The sequence below is a fragment of the Yoonia sp. genome, assembly GCF_030731595.1.
GTDB lineage: Bacteria > Pseudomonadota > Alphaproteobacteria > Rhodobacterales > Rhodobacteraceae > Yoonia.
Window position 1 is genome coordinate 22,744 of the sequence record NZ_JANQTS010000085.1, and the last position, 18,471, is coordinate 41,214.

An 18,471-nucleotide genomic window follows, 5' to 3' on the forward strand; every position below is an offset into this window, starting at 1 on the left:
TTGAAGCCTTAGCCGCTTTGCGGCAACACTGCGGGCCATGAACATCTGGCTGAAGGGTCGTGATATGATCGCGGTGGGTATCGACCTTGGCGGAACAAAGATCGAAGCGCAGGTGTTTGATGCCGATTGGGCACCACTTGACGCGCGACGGGTGCCGACGCCTTTGACCTATGACGCCCTGATTGATGACATCACTGCTTTAGTGGACTGGGCGCAGAGTTTTGCCGATCATCAAGTTTCTGTTGGGATCGGGAGTGCCGGATTGGTGAACACCAAGACGGGCACTGTGACCGCAGCGAACCTGCCCAGCCATGGCAAACCATTTGCCGCTGACGTCGCAAATGCGCTGGGCAGATCCGTGACATTTCTCAATGACAGCCAAGCGATGGCGCTGTCCGAAGCTGTTTTCGGCGCAGGCCGTGGCTATGACACGATGCTCGCACTGGTTTTGGGAACGGGCGTCAGTGGTGCGCTGGTTGCCAATGGTCTTCTGCAACATGGCTGCACACAGACGCTGGGCGAGTTTGGCCATATCGCGGCCCCGGCCCATCTGGTGCAAGCACATGGGCTGCCGCTCGTGGCTTGTGGTTGCGGGCAAATCGGGTGCGTCGAGACTTTGCTAAGCGGCGCGGGGCTCATGCGGATTGCGGCGGAGGTTATGGGCGAACAGATGTCCCCCGAAGCCCTGATCGAAAAGCGCGCCAACGACCAACGCGCGCGCAAGGTCTGGGATATCTGGTGCGCTTTGGCCGCTGACCTGATCCGCACCCTGACCCGCACAACCGATCCGCACTGCATTGTTCTGGGCGGCGGGTTGTCGCAAATCCATGGCATTGCAGAGGATCTGACACGGGCTGCACAGGCGGTGCAATTTGCAGGATTTGACATGCCCCCTATTCTGCTTGCGCAAGGCGGAGACACAAGCGGTGCGCGTGGTGCGGCCTATCATGCGGTCATGTGCGAGGCGCGGAATGTCTGAGCACTGGATCGTTCCCGCCCGGTTGTTCGATGGGAAAGACCTGCAAGAGGGTGTCGCACTTCGCGTGCAGCATGGCATTGTCACTGACGTCTTGCCCGCCGCAGACCTGCCCGAAAAAGGTACAAGTCTAACCATCGCAGGACTTGTCACACCTGGTTTCGTGGATCTTCAGGTTAATGGCGGTGGTGGCGTCTTGTTCAACCAGGACCCTAACGCCGCAGGTATCGCGCATATCGCCGCTGCGCATTACCGGCTTGGTACGGTTGCGCTGATGCCAACGGTTATTACGGATGCCCCCAGCGTGATTGAGGCCGCGGTTCAGGCTGCACTTGATGCCAAAGCCATGCCGCATTTTGCGGGCTTGCATCTCGAGGGGCCGCATATTGATCCGCGCAAACGTGGAACCCATGCTGCCGCGTTTATTCGGCCATTGGACGATACAACCGTGCAAGCGCTGCAAAGATTGCGGCAGGCCGGTATCACTGTGATGATTACCCTAGCGCCAGAGGCTGCAACCGCAGATCAGATCACCAAGCTGGCCGCCATGGGCGTCATTGTATCTTTGGGGCACAGCAACTGCACTGCGGCACAGGCAGGCCAAAGTTTTGCGGCAGGGGCGCGCTGCGTTACTCATCTGTTTAACGCGATGTCACAGATGGAAGGACGCGCACCCGGTCTTGCGGGTGCGGCGATCGGGAGTGATGCGTTTGTCGGGATGATCTGCGACGGGGTACATGTGTCGGACGACATGCTTGCACTTGCACTGCGCGCGCGGCCTTTGGCTGACAGATCATTCCTCGTTTCGGATGCGATGCCAACGGTCGGCGGGCCTGACCACTTCCGGCTTTACGGCCAAGACATCACCCTTCAGAATGGCCGCCTGATCAATGCCGAAGGCAATTTGGCCGGCGCACATTCAACCATGGCCGCAGGTCTGGCGCGACTTGTGACTCATGTTCGACAGCCGCTCCAGACCGCCTTGCGCATGGGTATCACCGTTCCTGCAAACCTGATCGAAAGACCTGATCTGGCGCAGATCAATGGGCGTGCGATCGCCGACCTCATGATCCTGGACGCTGATCTTCAACTCAGCGGCAGTTTACAAAGCGCTATTGATAAACACGCGGCGTGATATCGCTTAACAGCCGATCACATGCTGTTGTAACGCTTATCCAAAGGGTGCATTCCATCGCCCAGACACATAGGTAAGACACATGAGCAAACGTATTTTATCCATCATCGCCGCCATCGGGATTGCGCTTTCCGCGGGGGCCGCTTCAGCGCAGCAACTGAGCCTTTCGCAAATCTCGGCCTATCTGAACCAGCTTCAAACAGCGCAGGGCGGATTTACGCAGATCAATTCGGATGGCACGCTCTATACGGGCCAGATCTATATCAAGCGCCCGGGGCGGATCAGGTTTGAATACAATGCCCCGTCTGAATCGATGGTGATGGCAGGCGGTGGACAGTTGGCGGTTTTCGATGCCCGCTCCAACACGGGGCCGGAACGCTATCCTTTGAACCAGACGCCGCTCAGCATCATTCTGCAGCCAAATGTGGATTTTGAACGGGAACGGATGGTGACAAATCTGGTTTCGGACGGGACAACCACGACTGTGACCGCACAGGACCCCGACAATCCGAACTATGGCAGTATCCAGATGGTGTTTACCGCAAATCCCATCGAACTGCGCCAATGGGTCGTGACCGATGATCTGGGAACGCAGACAACAGTTATCCTGAATGATCTGGTTGCAGGTGGCACGCTTGGTGACATCTTGTTCAACATTCAGGCAGAAACGCGCAATCGGCAAAACTGATCGCGATCAAGGTGGCAAGGGGCCGCCCCAGACGGGCTGCCCCTTGCCATTAGATTTTGCGGCAAGACCGCAGTTGTTGATCATACATCACTGCGCGTGCCTCGACTTCGCCCGCAATCCGCACCAGCCAGCTTTTTGATCGCCAAGTCCCGCGCATGAACCCGCTGCGGCCATCATGATAGGCCAGATACTGGTTGCGGGTGTCATTGATGGGCACACCGGTCTCTGCGACGGTCTGGGTCATGTACCATCCCATGAAGTCGGTGGCATCGCCGATATCGTCACGGCGGGCGCGGCGGCCACCGGGGCCGTCCACATATTCTTGCCACGTGCCGTCCAGAGCCTGGCTGTAGCCAAAGGCAGAAGACTGGCGACCAACGGGAATAACCCCCAAGGCATAGCGATGCGGGGTGCGGTTATCGCCTATGAATTTGCTTTCCTGATAGATAATCGCCATCAGCGACGGGATCGGTACGCCGTATTTCCGCTCGACCGCACGGAATGCACGAAGGTATTCGGGGCGCTCGGACACGATACTGCAGGCGTCATCAAGGTTGCGCGGTGCAGAGAATTCCCCTGAACTCCCGCAGCTACCCAGTAACAGCACACATGCCATTGCGCGAAAGATACTGCTCATCTGCCTCTCGCTATTTATTGTTTTGTGAAACCATAGCGTGTTTGCAGCCATCTGGGAATCCCCAAGGCCACCGATTTAGATCACAAAAGCGAGGATCAGCGGCAAAGCGAGCACGGAAAGCAGGGTTGACGCCACAACAAGCCCCGCGACAGGTTGCGGATCCGCACCATATTTTTCTGCCAACAGATAGGATGTCACGGCAACAGGCGTTGCCAGTTGGACAATCAAGACACCGGCGGCAATAGGGTCAAGCGCGAACCATGTCGCGGCCCCCCATCCGGCGGCACCGCAAATCACGACCTTGATGACAGAGAGCACAACAGCTTGTCCCATCGCCTTTGTCTCAAGCCGGGCGACGGCAACGCCAAGAGTAATCAGCATCATGGGGATCGCCATTTGGCCGATAAGTTCGATTGTGTTGGTCAGGAATTGCGGTGTCTCCCAGCCTTGCCAAAGAAACAGTGCCCCAAGCAAAGTCGCCCCCACCAGCGGTTCCTGAACAACACGTTTGAATGATCCGGCCCCCGCAACGATCCAGATGCCGATCGTAAATGACAGGATCGCCATCACCGCAAAGACGACAACGGCATACCCCAAGCCGATCTCGCCAAACGCAAAGAGCGCAAGCGGCAGGCCAAGGTTTCCGGTGTTTCCAAAAATCAGCGGCGCAAGAAATGTCTGAGCATTGAGCTTGGCCAGTTTCACCAGCGCAAAACAGGCCAGCATGACGATGCAATAGGCGACGAAGGACGCCACAGAAAGTGCGGCAAGTGCTTGTGGCTCGACCTCGATCTGCATCAAAGCTGCAAAGATCAGGCAAGGCACGGAAAGCGTCATCGCCATGCGTGTGACGAATTCAACACGGTACTCAAAACCAAATTTGACCCAGATATATCCCACTGCCGCCAGCAAAAAAACGGGCGCAGTTATATTCAGGACTGTCAGCGCGAGGTTCACAAACTGTTTCCCTTAATTTTTGGCAGAGGGCGTGGACTTTTTCCCTGCGCAGGTCTTATGGTGAGCTAGGACGAATGAACATGTTTAAAACGCGCGCAAAGTATCATCTCGGGCAAGTCGTCCGTCACCGAAAGCATCCTTTCCGAGGGGTGATTTTTGACGTGGATGCGATGTTTTCGAACACGGACGAATGGTACAATGCCATTCCAGAGGACAGCCGCCCGAAAAAAGATCAGCCGTTTTATCACCTCTTGGCCGAGAACGAGCAAAGCTTTTATGTGGCCTACGTTTCCGAGCAGAACCTTGTCGCGGACTATTCCGGCGAACCCGTAGATCATCCTGACTTGGAAGAGATGTTTGGCCCCTTCGAGGATGGTCTGTACCCTTTGCAGGCGCAACTCAACTAGCTCTCAAACGCGACAACCTCTTGGCGCATCGTGCCCAGCCCTGCGATTTCGGCAGTCACAACATCACCCGGTCGCAAAAAGCGCGGTGGCTTTTGCCCGCCCCCGACACCCGGAGGTGTCCCTGTCAGGATCAGATCACCCGGACGCAGCGTGAGATACTGGCTCAGATGTGAGACGATCTGGGTCACCGAAAAGATCATTGTCGCCGTTGTTCCCGTTTGCATCCGCTGTCCGCTCACGTCCAGCGACATGGCAAGGTTTTGTGGATCGGCAATCTCGTCCTTGGTGACAAGGTAAGGCCCGATGGGTGCAAAGCTATCCGCGGATTTGCCTTTGACCCATTGCCCGCCAAGCTCCATCTGGAAATGCCGTTCAGACACATCATTGGCAACAAAATAGCCCGCGACATGGTCAAGCGCGTCTGCTTCATCAACGTGCAGCGCGCGGCTGCCGATGACGACGCCAAGCTCCACCTCCCAGTCCGTCTTGAGCGCGCCCTTGGGCACGACAATCGGATCGGTTGGCCCGGTGACGTCGCAGGCTTTCATGAACAGGATCGGATAGGCGGGGATTGCCATTTTCATTTCTTCGGCGTGATCATAGTAGTTCAGGCCAATGCAAAAAACGCGGCGTACGTCGCTGAGAAACGGCAGGAATGTTCCGGTGATTTCGGGCTGGTCTTCCAACGCGATGGTTGCAAGTTTGGCCAATCCTTCAGGTGAAATCTGTGCCGCATCAATATCGCTGATATGGGCAGAAAGATCGCGCAACGCACCGTTTCCATCGACTGCTGCGGGGACGATCCCCTTGTCTGTTTCAATCCGGCATAACTTCATGACTGGCTCCTTTGCTTGCCAATCTCATTTGCACATGCCGCGCAGCGTGCCAAGGGGTGGTCAACGGCGCCGGCCATGTTACATCCCTGTGCAAGTCAGAAAGGATCTTTGCATGCTTGTCGTTGTTTCCCCCGCAAAATCGCTCGACATGGACCCTGTTGATATCAAGCCGACCGCGCCTGATTTTCAGGAAGATGCCGTGCGGCTCTCAAAAACCGCCAAGAACCTGTCGCTCAAAGACCTCAAAGGCCTGATGGATATTTCGGATGATCTGGCACGCCTGAACCGCGACCGCTTTGCCGCTTTTGCAGCCGCGCCTGACGCCGCGATGACAAAGCCAGCAGCACTGGCATTTAACGGAGACACCTACCAGGGCCTTGAGGCCCGGACCTTGTCCGAGGATGATCTGGCATGGGCGCAGGATCACTTGCGTATTCTGTCCGGTCTTTACGGTTTGCTGCGTCCGCTGGATGCCATCCAGCCCTACCGCCTGGAAATGGGAAGCCGCCTGAAAACACGCCGCGGTAAATCGCTGTATGACTATTGGGGCGATACGATTGCCAAGGCGCTGAATGCCCAAGCAGAGGCGGTCCAGACCGACACGCTCATCAACTGCGCCAGTCAGGAATACTTTGGCGCGGCGGATCGCAAGGCGCTGAAATTGCGGGTGATCACCCCCGTCTTTATGGAAGTGAAGGACGATAAACCCCGCATCGTCAGCTTTTTTGCCAAGCGCGCACGCGGGGCCATGGCACGGTTCATCATCGAAAACCGCGTGAAAGAGGCGGATGGGATCAAGGGTTTCGAAAGCGGTGGCTACAGCTATGACCCTGATATGTCCGACGGTGACAAATGGGTCTTTTTGCGTGACTACCCCGTCGCAGGCGCATGAAGATCGCCATCATCGGTCAGGGTGCGATCGCACACTATGTGCGCGGGCAACTGGCCGCACTTGGCATCACAGAAATCGCCCAGATCGTCCGGCCCGGCAAAGAGGTGTTCGGTGACGATACCGCACCACCTTGCATTTCGCAGCTTGCCGATTTGCCCCAGCGCCCTGACCTGATTGTGGATTGCGGCGGGCATGCAGCCCTTGCTGCTTATGGTCCAGATGCCTTGGCCCGCGGCATTGATGTTCTGACAGTCTCGCTCGGGGCTTTGGCCGATGCAGATTTACAGGCAAAGCTGGCCGCAGCTGCCGACAAGGGCAGTGCGCGGTTGTGTTTGGCAAGCGGTGCGATCGGAGGCTTGGATGCACTGCGCAGTGCACGCGCAGGCACGGTCACAGCCGTGACCTATACAGGCCGCAAACCGCCGCAAGGATGGCGCGGGTCGCCTGCCGAAGATGTGCTTGATCTCGATAACTTGACCTTGGCAACCGTGCATTTTTCAGGCACGGCGCGCGCGGCGGCACTGGCTTATCCGAAGAATGCAAATGTGGCCGCAGCCGTGGCCTTGGCAGGCATCGGTTTTGATGACACGCAGGTGGAATTGATCGCAGACCCAAATGCGCACACCAACATCCACGAGATCATGGCCGAAGGGACTTTCGGGTCTTTCCACTTTACGATTTCCGGCCACGGCCTGCCCGAAAACCCACGCAGCTCTGCCTTGGCGGCGATGAGCGTGGTGGCCGATCTGGCCGAACGCCAAAAGCAGATCGGGTTCTAGGGCTCGCTAGAGGCGCTCGATCGCCAGTGCGATCCCCTGACCGCCACCGATGCACATCGTGATCAAAGCGCGTTTGCCTTGGGTCCGTTCCAACGCGTACATCGCCTTGACGGTGATGATCGCACCTGTGGCTCCGACCGGATGACCCAGCGCAATCGCACCGCCATTTGGATTGACCCGCGCAGGATCAAAACCAAGCTCTTTGGAGACCGCAAGCGCTTGGGCCGCAAAGGCCTCGTTGGATTCGATCACGTCAAAATCATCCACAGACAATCTGGTCTTCAACAGCAGGTTTGCGACCGCAGGCACGGGGCCAATCCCCATAACTTCGGGTCGCACACCCGCATGGGCATAGCCAAGGATACGGAATTTTGGGGTAAGCCCCGCCGTTTCGGCCGCATCCGCCGTCGCCAGAACAATCGCAGCCGCCCCGTCGTTCAGACCAGACGCATTGCCTGCGGTCACTGTGCCGTCTTTCTGGAAAACTGGGCGCAATCCGGCAAGGGCGTCAGGCGTTGTAGCCTTGGGGTGTTCATCTTTCTCGAAATCAACCATCTCGCGGCGGCGTTGGATCTGGACCGGCACGATCTGGCTGTCAAAATGGCCCGCAGCGATGGCAGCTGCGGCGCGGTCTTGGCTGAGCACCGCAAAGGCATCCTGATCCTGACGCGTGATGCCATGCTCGCTTGCGACATTCTCTGCCGTGATACCCATATGGCCGGTTCCAAAAGGGCAGGTCAGCGCACCCAGCATCATATCAAGGCTGCGCACATCCCCCATCTTGGCACCCCAACGGGCGTCGGGCAGGATAAAGGGCGAGCGGCTCATGTTTTCGGCACCACCTGCAAGGCCAAATTCGGCATCACCCAGCATCAAGGACTGGACCACTGACACAATCGCCTGCACGCCGGAACCGCACAAGCGGTTCACGTTCATCGCGGGCGTTGTGTCAGGCACGCCCGCGTTCATGGCCGCAACACGGCTCAGATACATGTCCTTGGGTTCAGTATTGATCACATGACCCATTGCCACATGCCCGATCTGTGCACCTTGCACACCTGCACGTTCCAGCGCCGCCTTGGCAACGACAGTGCCAAGGTCGATCGGTGTCGTTCCGGCAAGCGATCCGCCAAAAGTGCCAATCGCGGTACGCGCGCCACCCAAAATCACGATATCTGTCATCTGAACCTCCCCCTGTCTTTGGTCATGTTATTGCTACTTTACCCATACAAAAGAACCAGCAAAACGTGACGGCACGCCCTTCTTTCGATAAGACCCAATTCGGACCTAGAAAAACATTCACGCGCGGAACACAGACGACAGACAATGCAGCTACCCTTTCTCCCTTTCGACATCCCTCCCGTGCTTATTTTGCTCGTGCTGGTCTTCATCTGGATCAAGTACACTTGGCACCAACGCGAGAATGACCTGAACGAGGAAGACCCAAGGCCCAAGCGCAAAAGGCGCGGACCGGACATGGCTTTCAGTGCAGGCCGTGACGCCGCGCAGCAGAATGCGCGGTTTCAACAGGTCTTCATCCCGATGGAACCGCAAGAAGAACCCGCATTGCGCGCCTTCTACTTGCAAGAACTCGGCCTGACAGAGATGCGCGCGCCAAATTACCCCAAAGACATTGACGGGTTCTGGGCAGTGAGCGGTGCGCGGCAAATCTATCTGGGCACCCAGCCCAGCTTTCCGTTTGATCCTGAAACACTGCCATCTTTTCCTATCGCAAACTTTGAAATGACCGCCGAACGTCTGAGCGCTGCTGGGTATGAGGTCAGCAGGGACGACCGCATTGCCTATATCCCGCGCCTTATCGTGACAGATCCGGCGGGCACGCAAATCGCCTTGATCAAGGCCTAATCGTCGCAACGGGCGTTTCCTTCACCTCTGCGCGTGTTACCTCATGTGCAAAGGAAAAAGACCGATGCTACTGACCGTCACCGATATTCAAAAAACCTATCAGACCGCCGATGGCCCGTTTGCTGTTTTGCGCGGGATCGACCTCTGTCTGGCTGCTGGGGAAACCCTCGCGCTGACTGGGGAATCCGGGAGCGGCAAAAGCACGCTGCTGCATCTGATCGGTGGCCTTGATACGCCGGATGCAGGGCAGATCGTGCTGCAAGGTCAGGACATCGCAGCACTGGACGATACAGGGCGGGCTGCCTTGCGCCGCGGGACGGTCGGTGTCGTCTTCCAGCAATTCAACCTGATCCCCAGCCTGAAGGTTGGCGACAACATCGCCTTTCAGGCGCGGCTCGCCGGAAAGCATGATCCGGCCTGGGCTGCGACTTTGGCCGAAAAGATGGGCCTGACCCCGCATCTGAACAAATACCCAGAGCAGTTATCAGGCGGCCAGCAACAGCGGGTCGCCATTGCCCGCACATTGGCGGCAAAGCCAAAGCTTGTGCTGGCCGATGAACCCACAGGCAATCTTGATGAAGCCACTGCAGGCGTCGTGATGGACCTGATGCTGCAACTGGTGGCCGAAACCGGTGCGGGGCTCTTGATGGTCACCCACTCCGAGGCGTTGGCGGCGCGGTTGTCGCGCAGGCTGCATCTGCGGGCAGGTCAGGTGGCATGACGCAGGCGACTCTCTTGGCACTTCTGTCGCATTGGTGGCGCAATCCGCTGCAATTGTTCACGCTGCTGGCGGGTCTGGCGCTGGCCACGGCGCTTTGGTCTGGTGTGCAGGCCGTGAATGCAGAGGCCCGGGCAAGCTATGACGCAGCCGCCGCCACCTTGGGCGAGGCGCAGTATGAGCGGCTCGTGCGTCCTGACGGGCAGCCGATGGCTCAAGCGACCTATGTTGCGTTGCGCAGGGCGGGATGGCTGGTCAGCCCTGTGGTGCAGGGTCGTTTGGAGGGCGTGCGGATCGTCGGTATTGAACCGCTGACTGCACCGGGCGGGATCGGTCCCGTCGCTCCGCAAGAGGGTGCTGATTTCGGCAGTTTCCTGACGGGCGAAGGCCAGTTGTTTGCCAATGCTGAAACCGCAGCGCGTCTGCCGGATCTTGATGTGATCATCAGCCCCGATATCGCGCCGGGCACGGCTGTCACGGATATCGGAGTCGCGCAACGCCTCTTGGGTAAAGCCGATCTGATTGACAGCCTGATCGTCTTGCCAGCACAACCCAGAACCCGCGTCCCGCTTGCCGAGATTGCCGCCGACCTGACGCGCCAGCCAGCACAGGGCGGCAGTGATATCGGGCGGCTGACAGACAGTTTTCACCTGAACCTGACTGCTTTTGGGTTGCTGTCTTTTGCGGTCGGCATCTTTATCGTCAACGGTGCCATCGGTCTGGCCTTCGAACAGCGCCGCCCTGTCGTGCGGACGATGCGTGCCTTGGGGCTGCCCTTGCGCCGCTTGATCCTTTTGATGGGGGCAGAGCTGATGATCTTTGCACTGATCGCCGGGATCATCGGGGTGGCTTTGGGCTATGTGATTGCGGCCCTTTTGCTGCCGGATGTCGCGGCAACATTGCGGGGCCTTTACGGGGCGGATGTGTCTGGCACATTGCAATTGCGTCCGTCTTGGTGGCTGTCGGGCTTGGCCATCGCGCTGGGTGGGACCGCATTGGCCGCGAGTGGCGCGCTTTCTCAACTGGCCCGGATGCCGCTGTTGGCCGCAGCGCAGCCCCGTGCACTGGCCATGGCCGCAGGACGACGGGCCAGACTGCAGGGGTATGCTGCGCTCGTTCTGCTTGTCCTCTCGGCGATCCTTATGGTCACCGCCGAAGGGCTGATCGGTGGTTTTGGGTTGCTCGCGGGCTTGCTGATCGGTGCCGCACTGGCGCTGCCGCTCTTGCTCGACGCATGCCTTAACCTGATGAGCAAGGCTGCCAAATCGGTGACAGCCCAATGGTTCTGGGCGGATACGCGCCAGCAACTTCCCGGTCTGTCCTTGGCACTGATGGCGCTCTTGTTGGCGATGGCTGCAAATGTGGGCGTGTCGACGATGGTCTCAAGCTTCCGGCTGACATTTACGGACTTTCTCGATCAACGCCTCGCCTCAGAGCTTTACGTGCGCACCGATGATGCGGCACAGGCAGCTGGGCTGATCGGGTTTGCCAAGGATCGGGTCGATGCGATCCTGCCCATCCAAAGCACACAGACCACTGTGGCAGGCCAACCCACCGAAGTTTTCGGCGCGCGCGACCACGCCACCTACCGCGATTTCTGGGTGTTTCTGCAAAGTACAGATGATGCCTGGGGCACGACCTTTGCGGGCCGGACCGTTTTGATCAACGAACAGCTTTCGCGCCGCGCGGGGCTGGATGTGGGCGATACGATGACCCTGCAGGACAGGGACTTTCAGATCGCGGGCGTCTATGGTGACTATGGCAACCCCATCGGACAGGCGGTGCTGGGTGAGGCAATCTTTGGCATGCTCTACCCCGACGTTGCGCCGCGAAATTACGGGCTGCGCATGCCGCCAGAAGACGTGCCCGATTTCGTTGCAGGGCTTGAAGCCGCGACAGGTATTCCCGCGACACAGACAATCAATCAGGCAGGGATCAAATCGATCTCGCTCGCGATCTTCGAGCGGACCTTTACAGTCACAACCGCCCTGAACATCCTGACGCTGGCTGTGGCAGGCTTTGCGATCCTCATGAGTCTGCTGACCCTTGCCAGCATGCGCGTCCCGCAATTGGCGCCCGCTTGGGCGATGGGGATGACACGCCGCCAGATTGGCTGGCTGGAACTGCTGCGCGCCGTGATGCTGGCCTTGCTGACGGCGCTTGTGGCTTTGCCCTTGGGGCTGGCGCTGGCATGGGCCTTGCTTGCAGTGGTCAATGTGGCCGCATTCGGGTGGCAATTGCCGATGTATCTTTTCCCCGCAGACTATGCCCGGCTTGGGGTGTTCGCTTTGCTAGCTGCGGCTTTGGCCGCATTGTGGCCCGCGCTGCGGCTTGCGCGCACACCGCCTGCTGATTTGCTGAAGGTGTTTTCCAATGAACGTTAAAGCCTTGCTGCTTCTTTGCTGGATGCCGTGTGTTGCAACCGCCCAAGGCTTTGCTGGCCTTGGCACCGAGGTTGACGGGTTTTCGGTCCCGCAGCCAAATCCAACCTTTCATTTCCCTTCAGATCATGGTGCGCATCCTGAATACCGGATCGAATGGTGGTATCTCACAGCCAACCTGACGGCCGCAGATGGCACGCCTTACGGGCTACAATGGACCTTGTTCCGGTCGGCCCTTGCACCAGAGACAGGCGCAGGCTGGAGCGCGCCACAGCTTTGGATGGGCCACGCGGCAGTGACAACGCCGGACAACCACTATGTCAGCGAACGGCTGGCACGGGGTGGGATCGGTCAGGCTGGCGTGACCGCTGAACCCTTTGAGGCCTGGATCGACGACTGGGTGCTGCAAGGCGACTGGCAAACCATGCAGATGACCGCCAGCGCCCCCGATTTCGCCTATGACATGGCTTTGACCGCCAAAGGGCCGCTCGTGTTTCATGGAGAAGGGGGGTATTCGGTCAAATCTGCGGCCGGGCAAGCGTCTTATTACTATTCCCAACCGTTCTTCGCCATCACAGGCACGCTGCAACTACCCGAAGGGGATATTGCCGTCACCGGAAACGCATGGCTTGACCGGGAATGGTCGTCGCAACCTCTGGCGGATAATCAAACGGGCTGGGACTGGTTCTCATTGTCCTTTGATGACGGGGCCAAACTGATGGGGTTTCGTTTGCAGCAGACCGATGGGGAAAACTTCACCTCGGCCACTTGGATCATGCCTGACGGTACCACCACGGCCTACGCAGACGGGGCTTTGACCGCGACGCCCTTGGCGACAAATGCAGATGATGTTCCTGTGCGCTGGCGGGTTGAATTGCCCGCGCGTGGCCTTGATGTGACCGTCGCCGCGATCAACGATAACGCATGGATGACGACAAGCGTACCCTATTGGGAAGGGCCCGTGACCGTGACGGGCAGCCATGCGGGCATCGGGTATCTGGAGATGACAGGCTATGAATAACTGGTTCGAAACATCCCAAGGCATATGGACCAAGGTCTGGAGCACGCTGGGTCGTGGTGTCGCCGACGCCAAGCACCCCGCACGCAGACCGACCTTTGCCACTGTATCACCCGACGGATGGCCCGAAGCGCGCACAGTTGTCTTGCGCAGTGCTGACCCTGACAGCGCACAGGTGACAGTCCACACAGATCTCTTTTCCGACAAGATCGAAAGCCTGCGCGCGACCCCGCGCGCGGCATTGCATATCTGGGACGCCAAGCAAGACCTGCAAATCAGGTTGCAGGCCGAGGTCGCGATTCTGTCAGGTCCGCAAACCCGCGCCCTGTGGGACAAAATCCCCGATCACGCGCAACAGTCCTATGGCGTCACGCCACCGCCGGGCACACCGATTGACGCAGCACTTGCCTACAAAAAAGACCCTGATCCAGAGACATTCGCCATTCTTGAGTGTCGCGTGACCCATATTGACGCGGTCCACCTCGGGACAGACCATCGGCGTATCCGTTTCTCACGTCTGGGTCATTGGCACGGGCAGTGGCTTTCCCCTTAGGCTGACGCCCGCTACAAGGCATCTATGAACAGTTTGCCTCTCACCCGTGATCTTGTCCTTATCGGGGGCGGTCATACCCATGCGCTGGTCCTGCGGAGTTGGGGGATGAACCCGCTGCCGGGCGTGCGGGTGACCGTAATCAATCCCGGACCAACGGCGCCCTATTCGGGCATGCTGCCGGGGTTTGTCGCCGGGCATTATACGCGCGACGAGCTGGACATTGATCTGGTGAAACTGGCCCGTTTTGCAGGGGCGCGCATGATCAATGGTTATGCGACAGGCATTGATATCGCGGCAAAGACGATCACAGTCGCAGGTAGACCACCCATCGCTTATGATGTGGCAGCGGTAGACGTGGGGATCACTTCGGCGATGCCGCAGCTTCCCGGCTTTACCGCGCATGGGGTCCCGGCCAAGCCTTTGGGGGCCTTCGCCTCTCGCTGGGATGCATTCCGGAACAGTGCGGAAGAGCCACAGATAGCGATCATCGGCGGAGGTGTGGCGGGGGCTGAACTGGCGATGGCCATGGCCCATGCCTTGCGCTTCAAAAAGCCGACCGTGAAACTGATCGACCGCAGCCGCGTGTTGATGGCTTTGGGTTACAAGGCCCGCCAGATGATGTTGGCCGCTTTGACATCTGCCGAGGTCGAGATCGTCGAAAACGCCGAAGTCACCGAGATTTTCGCCCAAGGTGTGGTTTTGCGCGACGGTCGCACCATCCGCAGCGATTTCACGACCGGTGCCGCAGGGGCCAAGCCGCACGACTGGATCGCCGAAACCGGGCTTGCCTTGCATGAAGGTTTCATCACCGTGGATGCAAACCTGCAATCCAGCACGTCGGATGTCTTTGCGGTGGGTGACTGCGCGCACCTGAGCCATGATCCACGGCCCAAGGCCGGTGTCTATGCCGTACGCGAGGCCCCTGTGCTGTTTGACAATCTGCGGGCGGTCCTGTCGGGCGGCGCACTCCGCCCTTATAAGCCGCAGCGCGATTATCTTAAACTGGTGTCCTTGGGCGGCAAATCCGCCTTGGCAGAGAAATTCGGCACCGCGCGGCAAGGCCCGCTCTTGTGGAAGCTCAAAGACTATATCGACCGCAAGTTCATGACCCAGTTCGACAGCCTGCCCGTCATGGAGCCCCCGAAACTGCCCCGCACCACTGCCCTTGGCCTCAAAGAGGCACTGGGTGACAAGCCGATGTGCGGCGGTTGCGGAGCCAAGGTGGGCCGCGCGGCATTGCAGCATGTGCTGGTTGATCAATTCGGCGATGATGCAGCCACCGTGCAGCCCGGTCAGGTGATGAGCACCGACCATTTGCGCGCCTTGACGCTTGATCCCGTGTTTATGACCCGCATTGCCGCGATCCACGCGCTGGGCGATATCTGGGCGATGGGGGCCGCCCCGCAGGCTGCAACCGCCAGCCTGATCCTTCCGCGCATGTCGGCGGCACTGCAAGAGCGCACAATGTCTGAAATCATGACAACGGCGGCGGCGGTCTTTGCGCAAGCGGGCGGCAAAATCATCGGTGGCCATTCGTCCTTGGGGGCTGAACTGACCATCGGGTTCACCGTCACTGGCCTGACGAAATCTCCCATCACGCTGGCGGGGGCCAAGCCGGGTGACAAGATCATCCTGACCAAACCCATCGGCAGTGGCACGATCATGGCCGCGGAAATGGCGGGAAAGGCCAAAGGGGCCGATGTGATCGCCTGTCTGGAGTTGATGGTGCAGGATCAGGCGAAAGCGTCGCAAATTCTTGGCGAAGCCCATGCGATGACCGATGTCACAGGCTTTGGGTTGGCGGGACATTTGCGCGGGATCTGTGATGCGTCGGGTGTCGGGGCGGCCTTGCGGCTTGCCGATATCCCTGTGATGCAAGGGGCAGCGCGGCTGTCTGAAAAGGGCATTCGGTCCACACTATATGAAGATAACCGGCTGGGTGCCGGTCCGATCAAAGGGGCATCTTTTGATCTGCTGTTTGATCCGCAGACCGCAGGCGGTCTTTTGGCTGCTGTCGCATCTCGGTCGGCGGCAGGGGTGTTGAAAGCGCTACAAAAGGCTGGCTATCAGGCAGCCATCATCGGCGAAATCACCCAAGAGCTTGCGATCACAACCGACTAAGCGCGGCCGCGATTGCATCAGCTGCATACTCTTGCCCGCTATCATCCAGCGTCTGAACGCTGATGTCCGCCAAGACGTCACGCGCATCAATGCGCCGTGATTTGGAATAGGACGGGTCATAGTGATCGACCATCAGCGCATGCGACAGATCTACCAAAGCACCTTGGCGCGACAGGTCAATCCAGCGATCGACCACAGCATGGCCTCGGACCCTGCGCAATGGGTCCAGTTTGGCCGCAACAACAGCAGGGTCGATGATCACATCGCGGTATGCTCGGGCCAGATACCGGGCGCGGGCTTGCAGCGGCGCCTGTAGCATGATGCGCGGCGCAGCCAGCATATTTGCCCAAACCCCGGAGGGCAGGATAATCCGCCCGATCTTGCTGCTTTCAGCTTCCACGATCACGGGACGAGAGGGGTCAAGCCCGTGCAAGACCGCAGCCAATGCCGTCTCGAACGCCTTTTGCGCAGGTTGGCCGCCGGGCATTTCTCCCAGCAATGACCCACGATGCTGCGCGAGCCCTTCAAGGTCGATCACTTGTACGCCACGGGCGGCCAGACGGGGTAGAATCTCGGTCTTTGCAGTCCCGGTGTAGCCATCCAGCAGGACAAAGCGGTGGGGCAAAGGATCATCATAAAGTGCAGTCTTCACCAGACGCCGAAAGGAGGTATAGCCGCCCTGTACCTTTTCGGCGCGCCAGCCGATTTCGGACAGTAGCGTTGTAAACACGCCAGAGCGTTGCCCGCCACGCCAGCAATAGACCAAGGGCCGCCAGCTTCCATCCTTGTCGCGCAGGGGACCGTCAACATGGTCCGCCACATTGCGCACCACCATGCCAGCGCCTTTCTTGCGCGCGTCAAAGGCGCTGACCTGCTTGTAAATCGTTCCGATTTCGGCCCGTTGCGCATTGTCCAACGCGGGAAGGTTGATGGCCCCCGGAATGTGGTCCTCTGCGAACTCCGCAGGCGAGCGGACGTCGATCACGGTATCAAAACCGTGGTTAAGGATGGCGTGAAGGCTGGTGAAGTTCTGGGCCATCCTTGCCCTCTACGCCAGTTGATCAGCGGGCAAAAGGGGGATCATGGTTTGCGTGGCATGGTCACGGGGTCAGCGGCACCCGCCCCCTGCCGGTCAAGACCCAGCACTGGCGCCCTTCAAAGACAGCCGGCACCAGCGGGCGAAAATATCCGGCCCCGCCGTCCAGATCGACCCGATTGCCAAAGTGTTGCGGGTAATCGAGTGCTGTATGCCCGTGCACGACCAGTTTTCCAAAGTCGTGGCCGTTGTCCAAGAAACCCTCCCTGATCCAGATCAGGTCTTCGGGGTCTTGTTGGTCAACCGCCAAACCCGGACGCAGGCCTGCGTGCACAAACAAAAGCGCGTCCGTTTCATGCCAGAGTGGCAGCGCATCGAGAAAATCCAGATGCCCTTTGGGGACGGCTTCCTGCGCCAAACCTTGCAGCGCGTTCTTGTCGACTGGCCCGTCTGGTCCGTCAAACTGTGCCAGACATTCCCGCCCATTGATCCGTTCGGGTGCGAAATGCATGGCACCGGCTACTCCGTAAGAGGACAGGGTCGCAGCACCCCCAAGACGCGGGTTGAGCCAACTGATGCCGGATTTCACCCGCGCGTCATGCTCTGTGCCGTTGCGGACAAAACGGGTGAACAGCCGATCATGATTGCCTTTGATAAAGGTCCAATTGCGCCCTGCATCCCGCCCCGCAATCAGCGTGTCGATCACGGCCCGACTGTCGGGGCCGCGATCTGTGTAGTCGCCCAAGAACACGATCTGCGCATCAGGGCCGCCGTCCGCTGCAATCAGCGCAAGCGCGCGATCCAGCATCTCTTTTTGGCCGTGAATGTCGCCGATGGCGTAGACGGGTGTCATGAGCCGCGCCGATCAGACCGCAAAGGCCAGCGGTTTGACCTGCTGGAACACGCCGCTGGACTGCAGGGCTTCAATCGCTTTTGCTGGGACCGGTTCGTCGACGTACAACAGCGCAATCGCCTCGCCTTTGGCTTCGGAGCGGCCAAGGGTAAAGTTCGCGATGTTCACGTCATTCTGTCCCAGAATGGTCCCCAGTTTACCGATGATGCCGGGCACGTCTTGGTTCGTGGTATAGAGCATATGCGCGCCGATTTCGGCATCGACATTGATCCCTTTGATCTGGATAAAGCGCGGCTTGCCATCACTAAAGACCGTGCCTGCCACCGAACGCTCGCGCTTGTCGGTCACAACGGTGACTTTCACATAACCCTCGAAAGCACCGGACTGGTCCTGCTTGGTGGTGGAGATCTGGATTCCGCGTTCCTTGGCGATCACCGGCGCGCTGACCATATTGGTGTCAGGGTTCGCCTTGGTCATGATGCCTGCGATTGTGGCTGCCGTCAGTGCCTTGAGGTTCATCTCGCTGGCTTCGCCGTCGAACAGGATGTTGATCGCCTTGATCGGCTCGTCCGTCATCTGGCCGATAAAGTTGCCCAGATGGCCGGTCAGCTTGATCCA

General features: G+C 59.0%; 19 protein-coding genes. 12 read left to right on the forward strand and 7 right to left on the reverse strand.

Going from position 1 to position 18,471, the window contains the following annotated elements; all coding sequences use genetic code 11:
* Positions 1-37 precede the first annotated feature (37 nt).
* The 3 genes from NWQ23_RS09890 to NWQ23_RS09900 all read left to right on the forward strand — a co-directional run bounded on the left by NWQ23_RS09890 (position 38) and on the right by NWQ23_RS09900 (position 2,799).
* Positions 38-979 carry an ROK family protein gene (locus NWQ23_RS09890; RefSeq protein ID WP_306166135.1) on the forward strand — a complete coding sequence of 314 codons (942 nt, stop codon included), beginning with the start codon at positions 38-40 and terminating at the stop codon, positions 977-979.
* Positions 972-2,111 (forward strand): N-acetylglucosamine-6-phosphate deacetylase, encoded by a 1,140-nt coding sequence (locus tag NWQ23_RS09895; RefSeq protein WP_306166136.1) that lies wholly within the window; start codon positions 972-974, stop codon positions 2,109-2,111. The genes NWQ23_RS09890 and NWQ23_RS09895 overlap by 8 nt, the downstream gene beginning before the upstream one ends.
* An 82-nt stretch (positions 2,112-2,193) precedes the next feature.
* Positions 2,194-2,799: an outer membrane lipoprotein carrier protein LolA gene (locus tag NWQ23_RS09900; RefSeq protein ID WP_306166137.1), complete on the forward strand. Its 606-nt coding sequence runs from the start codon at positions 2,194-2,196 to the stop codon at positions 2,797-2,799.
* A 49-nt stretch (positions 2,800-2,848) separates the two neighbouring features.
* Here the strand turns inward: NWQ23_RS09900 and NWQ23_RS09905 are convergent, their stop codons facing one another.
* Both NWQ23_RS09905 and NWQ23_RS09910 read right to left on the reverse strand, forming a co-directional pair.
* Positions 2,849-3,436, reverse strand: coding sequence for a lytic transglycosylase (locus NWQ23_RS09905; protein ID WP_306166138.1), 588 nt, complete (start codon positions 3,434-3,436; stop codon positions 2,849-2,851).
* A gap of 75 nt (positions 3,437-3,511) precedes the next feature.
* Positions 3,512-4,393 carry an AEC family transporter gene (locus NWQ23_RS09910; RefSeq protein ID WP_306166139.1) on the reverse strand — a complete coding sequence of 294 codons (882 nt, stop codon included), beginning with the start codon at positions 4,391-4,393 and terminating at the stop codon, positions 3,512-3,514.
* Positions 4,394-4,473: 80 nt separating this feature from the next.
* On the opposite strand from NWQ23_RS09910, the gene hspQ reads away from it, so the two are divergent.
* A complete protein-coding gene (hspQ, locus tag NWQ23_RS09915) occupies positions 4,474-4,800 on the forward strand; it encodes a heat shock protein HspQ (RefSeq protein WP_306166140.1) in 327 nt (108 codons plus the stop codon).
* Here the strand turns inward: hspQ and NWQ23_RS09920 are convergent.
* A complete protein-coding gene (locus tag NWQ23_RS09920) occupies positions 4,797-5,636 on the reverse strand; it encodes a fumarylacetoacetate hydrolase family protein (protein ID WP_306166141.1) in 840 nt (279 codons plus the stop codon). The two genes, hspQ and NWQ23_RS09920, sit on opposite strands and share 4 nt — an antisense overlap.
* A 112-nt stretch (positions 5,637-5,748) precedes the next feature.
* Here NWQ23_RS09920 and yaaA point away from each other — a divergent pair, with 112 nt between their 5' ends.
* Both yaaA and NWQ23_RS09930 read left to right on the forward strand, forming a co-directional pair.
* Positions 5,749-6,528 carry a peroxide stress protein YaaA gene (yaaA, locus tag NWQ23_RS09925; protein ID WP_306166142.1) on the forward strand — a complete coding sequence of 260 codons (780 nt, stop codon included), beginning with the start codon at positions 5,749-5,751 and terminating at the stop codon, positions 6,526-6,528.
* Positions 6,525-7,307 carry an aspartate dehydrogenase gene (locus tag NWQ23_RS09930; RefSeq protein WP_306166143.1) on the forward strand — a complete coding sequence of 261 codons (783 nt, stop codon included), beginning with the start codon at positions 6,525-6,527 and terminating at the stop codon, positions 7,305-7,307. Before yaaA ends, NWQ23_RS09930 begins: the two co-directional genes overlap by 4 nt.
* A gap of 6 nt (positions 7,308-7,313) precedes the next feature.
* Here the strand turns inward: NWQ23_RS09930 and NWQ23_RS09935 are convergent, their stop codons facing one another.
* Positions 7,314-8,489, reverse strand: a complete 1,176-nt coding sequence (locus NWQ23_RS09935) for an acetyl-CoA C-acyltransferase family protein (RefSeq protein WP_306166144.1) — start codon at positions 8,487-8,489, stop codon at positions 7,314-7,316.
* A gap of 180 nt (positions 8,490-8,669) precedes the next feature.
* Between NWQ23_RS09935 and NWQ23_RS09940 the strand changes: the two genes are divergently transcribed.
* The 6 genes from NWQ23_RS09940 (at position 8,670) to selD (ending at position 15,964) form a co-directional block, all read left to right on the forward strand.
* Complete coding sequence (locus tag NWQ23_RS09940; RefSeq protein WP_306166145.1) at positions 8,670-9,173, forward strand: hypothetical protein; 504 nt, start codon at positions 8,670-8,672, stop codon at positions 9,171-9,173.
* Positions 9,174-9,237: 64 nt separating this feature from the next.
* Positions 9,238-9,894, forward strand: a complete 657-nt coding sequence (locus tag NWQ23_RS09945; RefSeq protein ID WP_306166146.1) for an ABC transporter ATP-binding protein — start codon at positions 9,238-9,240, stop codon at positions 9,892-9,894.
* A complete protein-coding gene (locus NWQ23_RS09950) occupies positions 9,891-12,275 on the forward strand; it encodes an FtsX-like permease family protein (protein ID WP_306166147.1) in 2,385 nt (794 codons plus the stop codon). Before NWQ23_RS09945 ends, NWQ23_RS09950 begins: the two co-directional genes overlap by 4 nt.
* Positions 12,265-13,293, forward strand: coding sequence for a lipocalin-like domain-containing protein (locus NWQ23_RS09955; protein WP_306166148.1), 1,029 nt, complete (start codon positions 12,265-12,267; stop codon positions 13,291-13,293). The genes NWQ23_RS09950 and NWQ23_RS09955 overlap by 11 nt, the downstream gene beginning before the upstream one ends.
* Positions 13,286-13,843 carry a pyridoxamine 5'-phosphate oxidase family protein gene (locus NWQ23_RS09960; RefSeq protein ID WP_306166149.1) on the forward strand — a complete coding sequence of 186 codons (558 nt, stop codon included), beginning with the start codon at positions 13,286-13,288 and terminating at the stop codon, positions 13,841-13,843. Before NWQ23_RS09955 ends, NWQ23_RS09960 begins: the two co-directional genes overlap by 8 nt.
* A 24-nt stretch (positions 13,844-13,867) precedes the next feature.
* Positions 13,868-15,964 carry a selenide, water dikinase SelD gene (gene selD, locus NWQ23_RS09965; protein ID WP_306166150.1) on the forward strand — a complete coding sequence of 699 codons (2,097 nt, stop codon included), beginning with the start codon at positions 13,868-13,870 and terminating at the stop codon, positions 15,962-15,964.
* Here the strand turns inward: selD and mnmH are convergent.
* From mnmH to NWQ23_RS09980, 3 genes are all read right to left on the reverse strand, one after another.
* Positions 15,951-17,003, reverse strand: a complete 1,053-nt coding sequence (gene mnmH, locus NWQ23_RS09970) for a tRNA 2-selenouridine(34) synthase MnmH (protein ID WP_306166151.1) — start codon at positions 17,001-17,003, stop codon at positions 15,951-15,953. The genes selD and mnmH overlap by 14 nt on opposite strands.
* Positions 17,004-17,064: 61 nt before the next feature.
* Complete coding sequence (locus NWQ23_RS09975) at positions 17,065-17,853, reverse strand: metallophosphoesterase (protein WP_306166152.1); 789 nt, start codon at positions 17,851-17,853, stop codon at positions 17,065-17,067.
* A gap of 12 nt (positions 17,854-17,865) precedes the next feature.
* A partial coding sequence (locus NWQ23_RS09980) for an ACT domain-containing protein (protein ID WP_306166153.1) occupies positions 17,866-18,471 on the reverse strand: 606 nt, incomplete at its 5' end.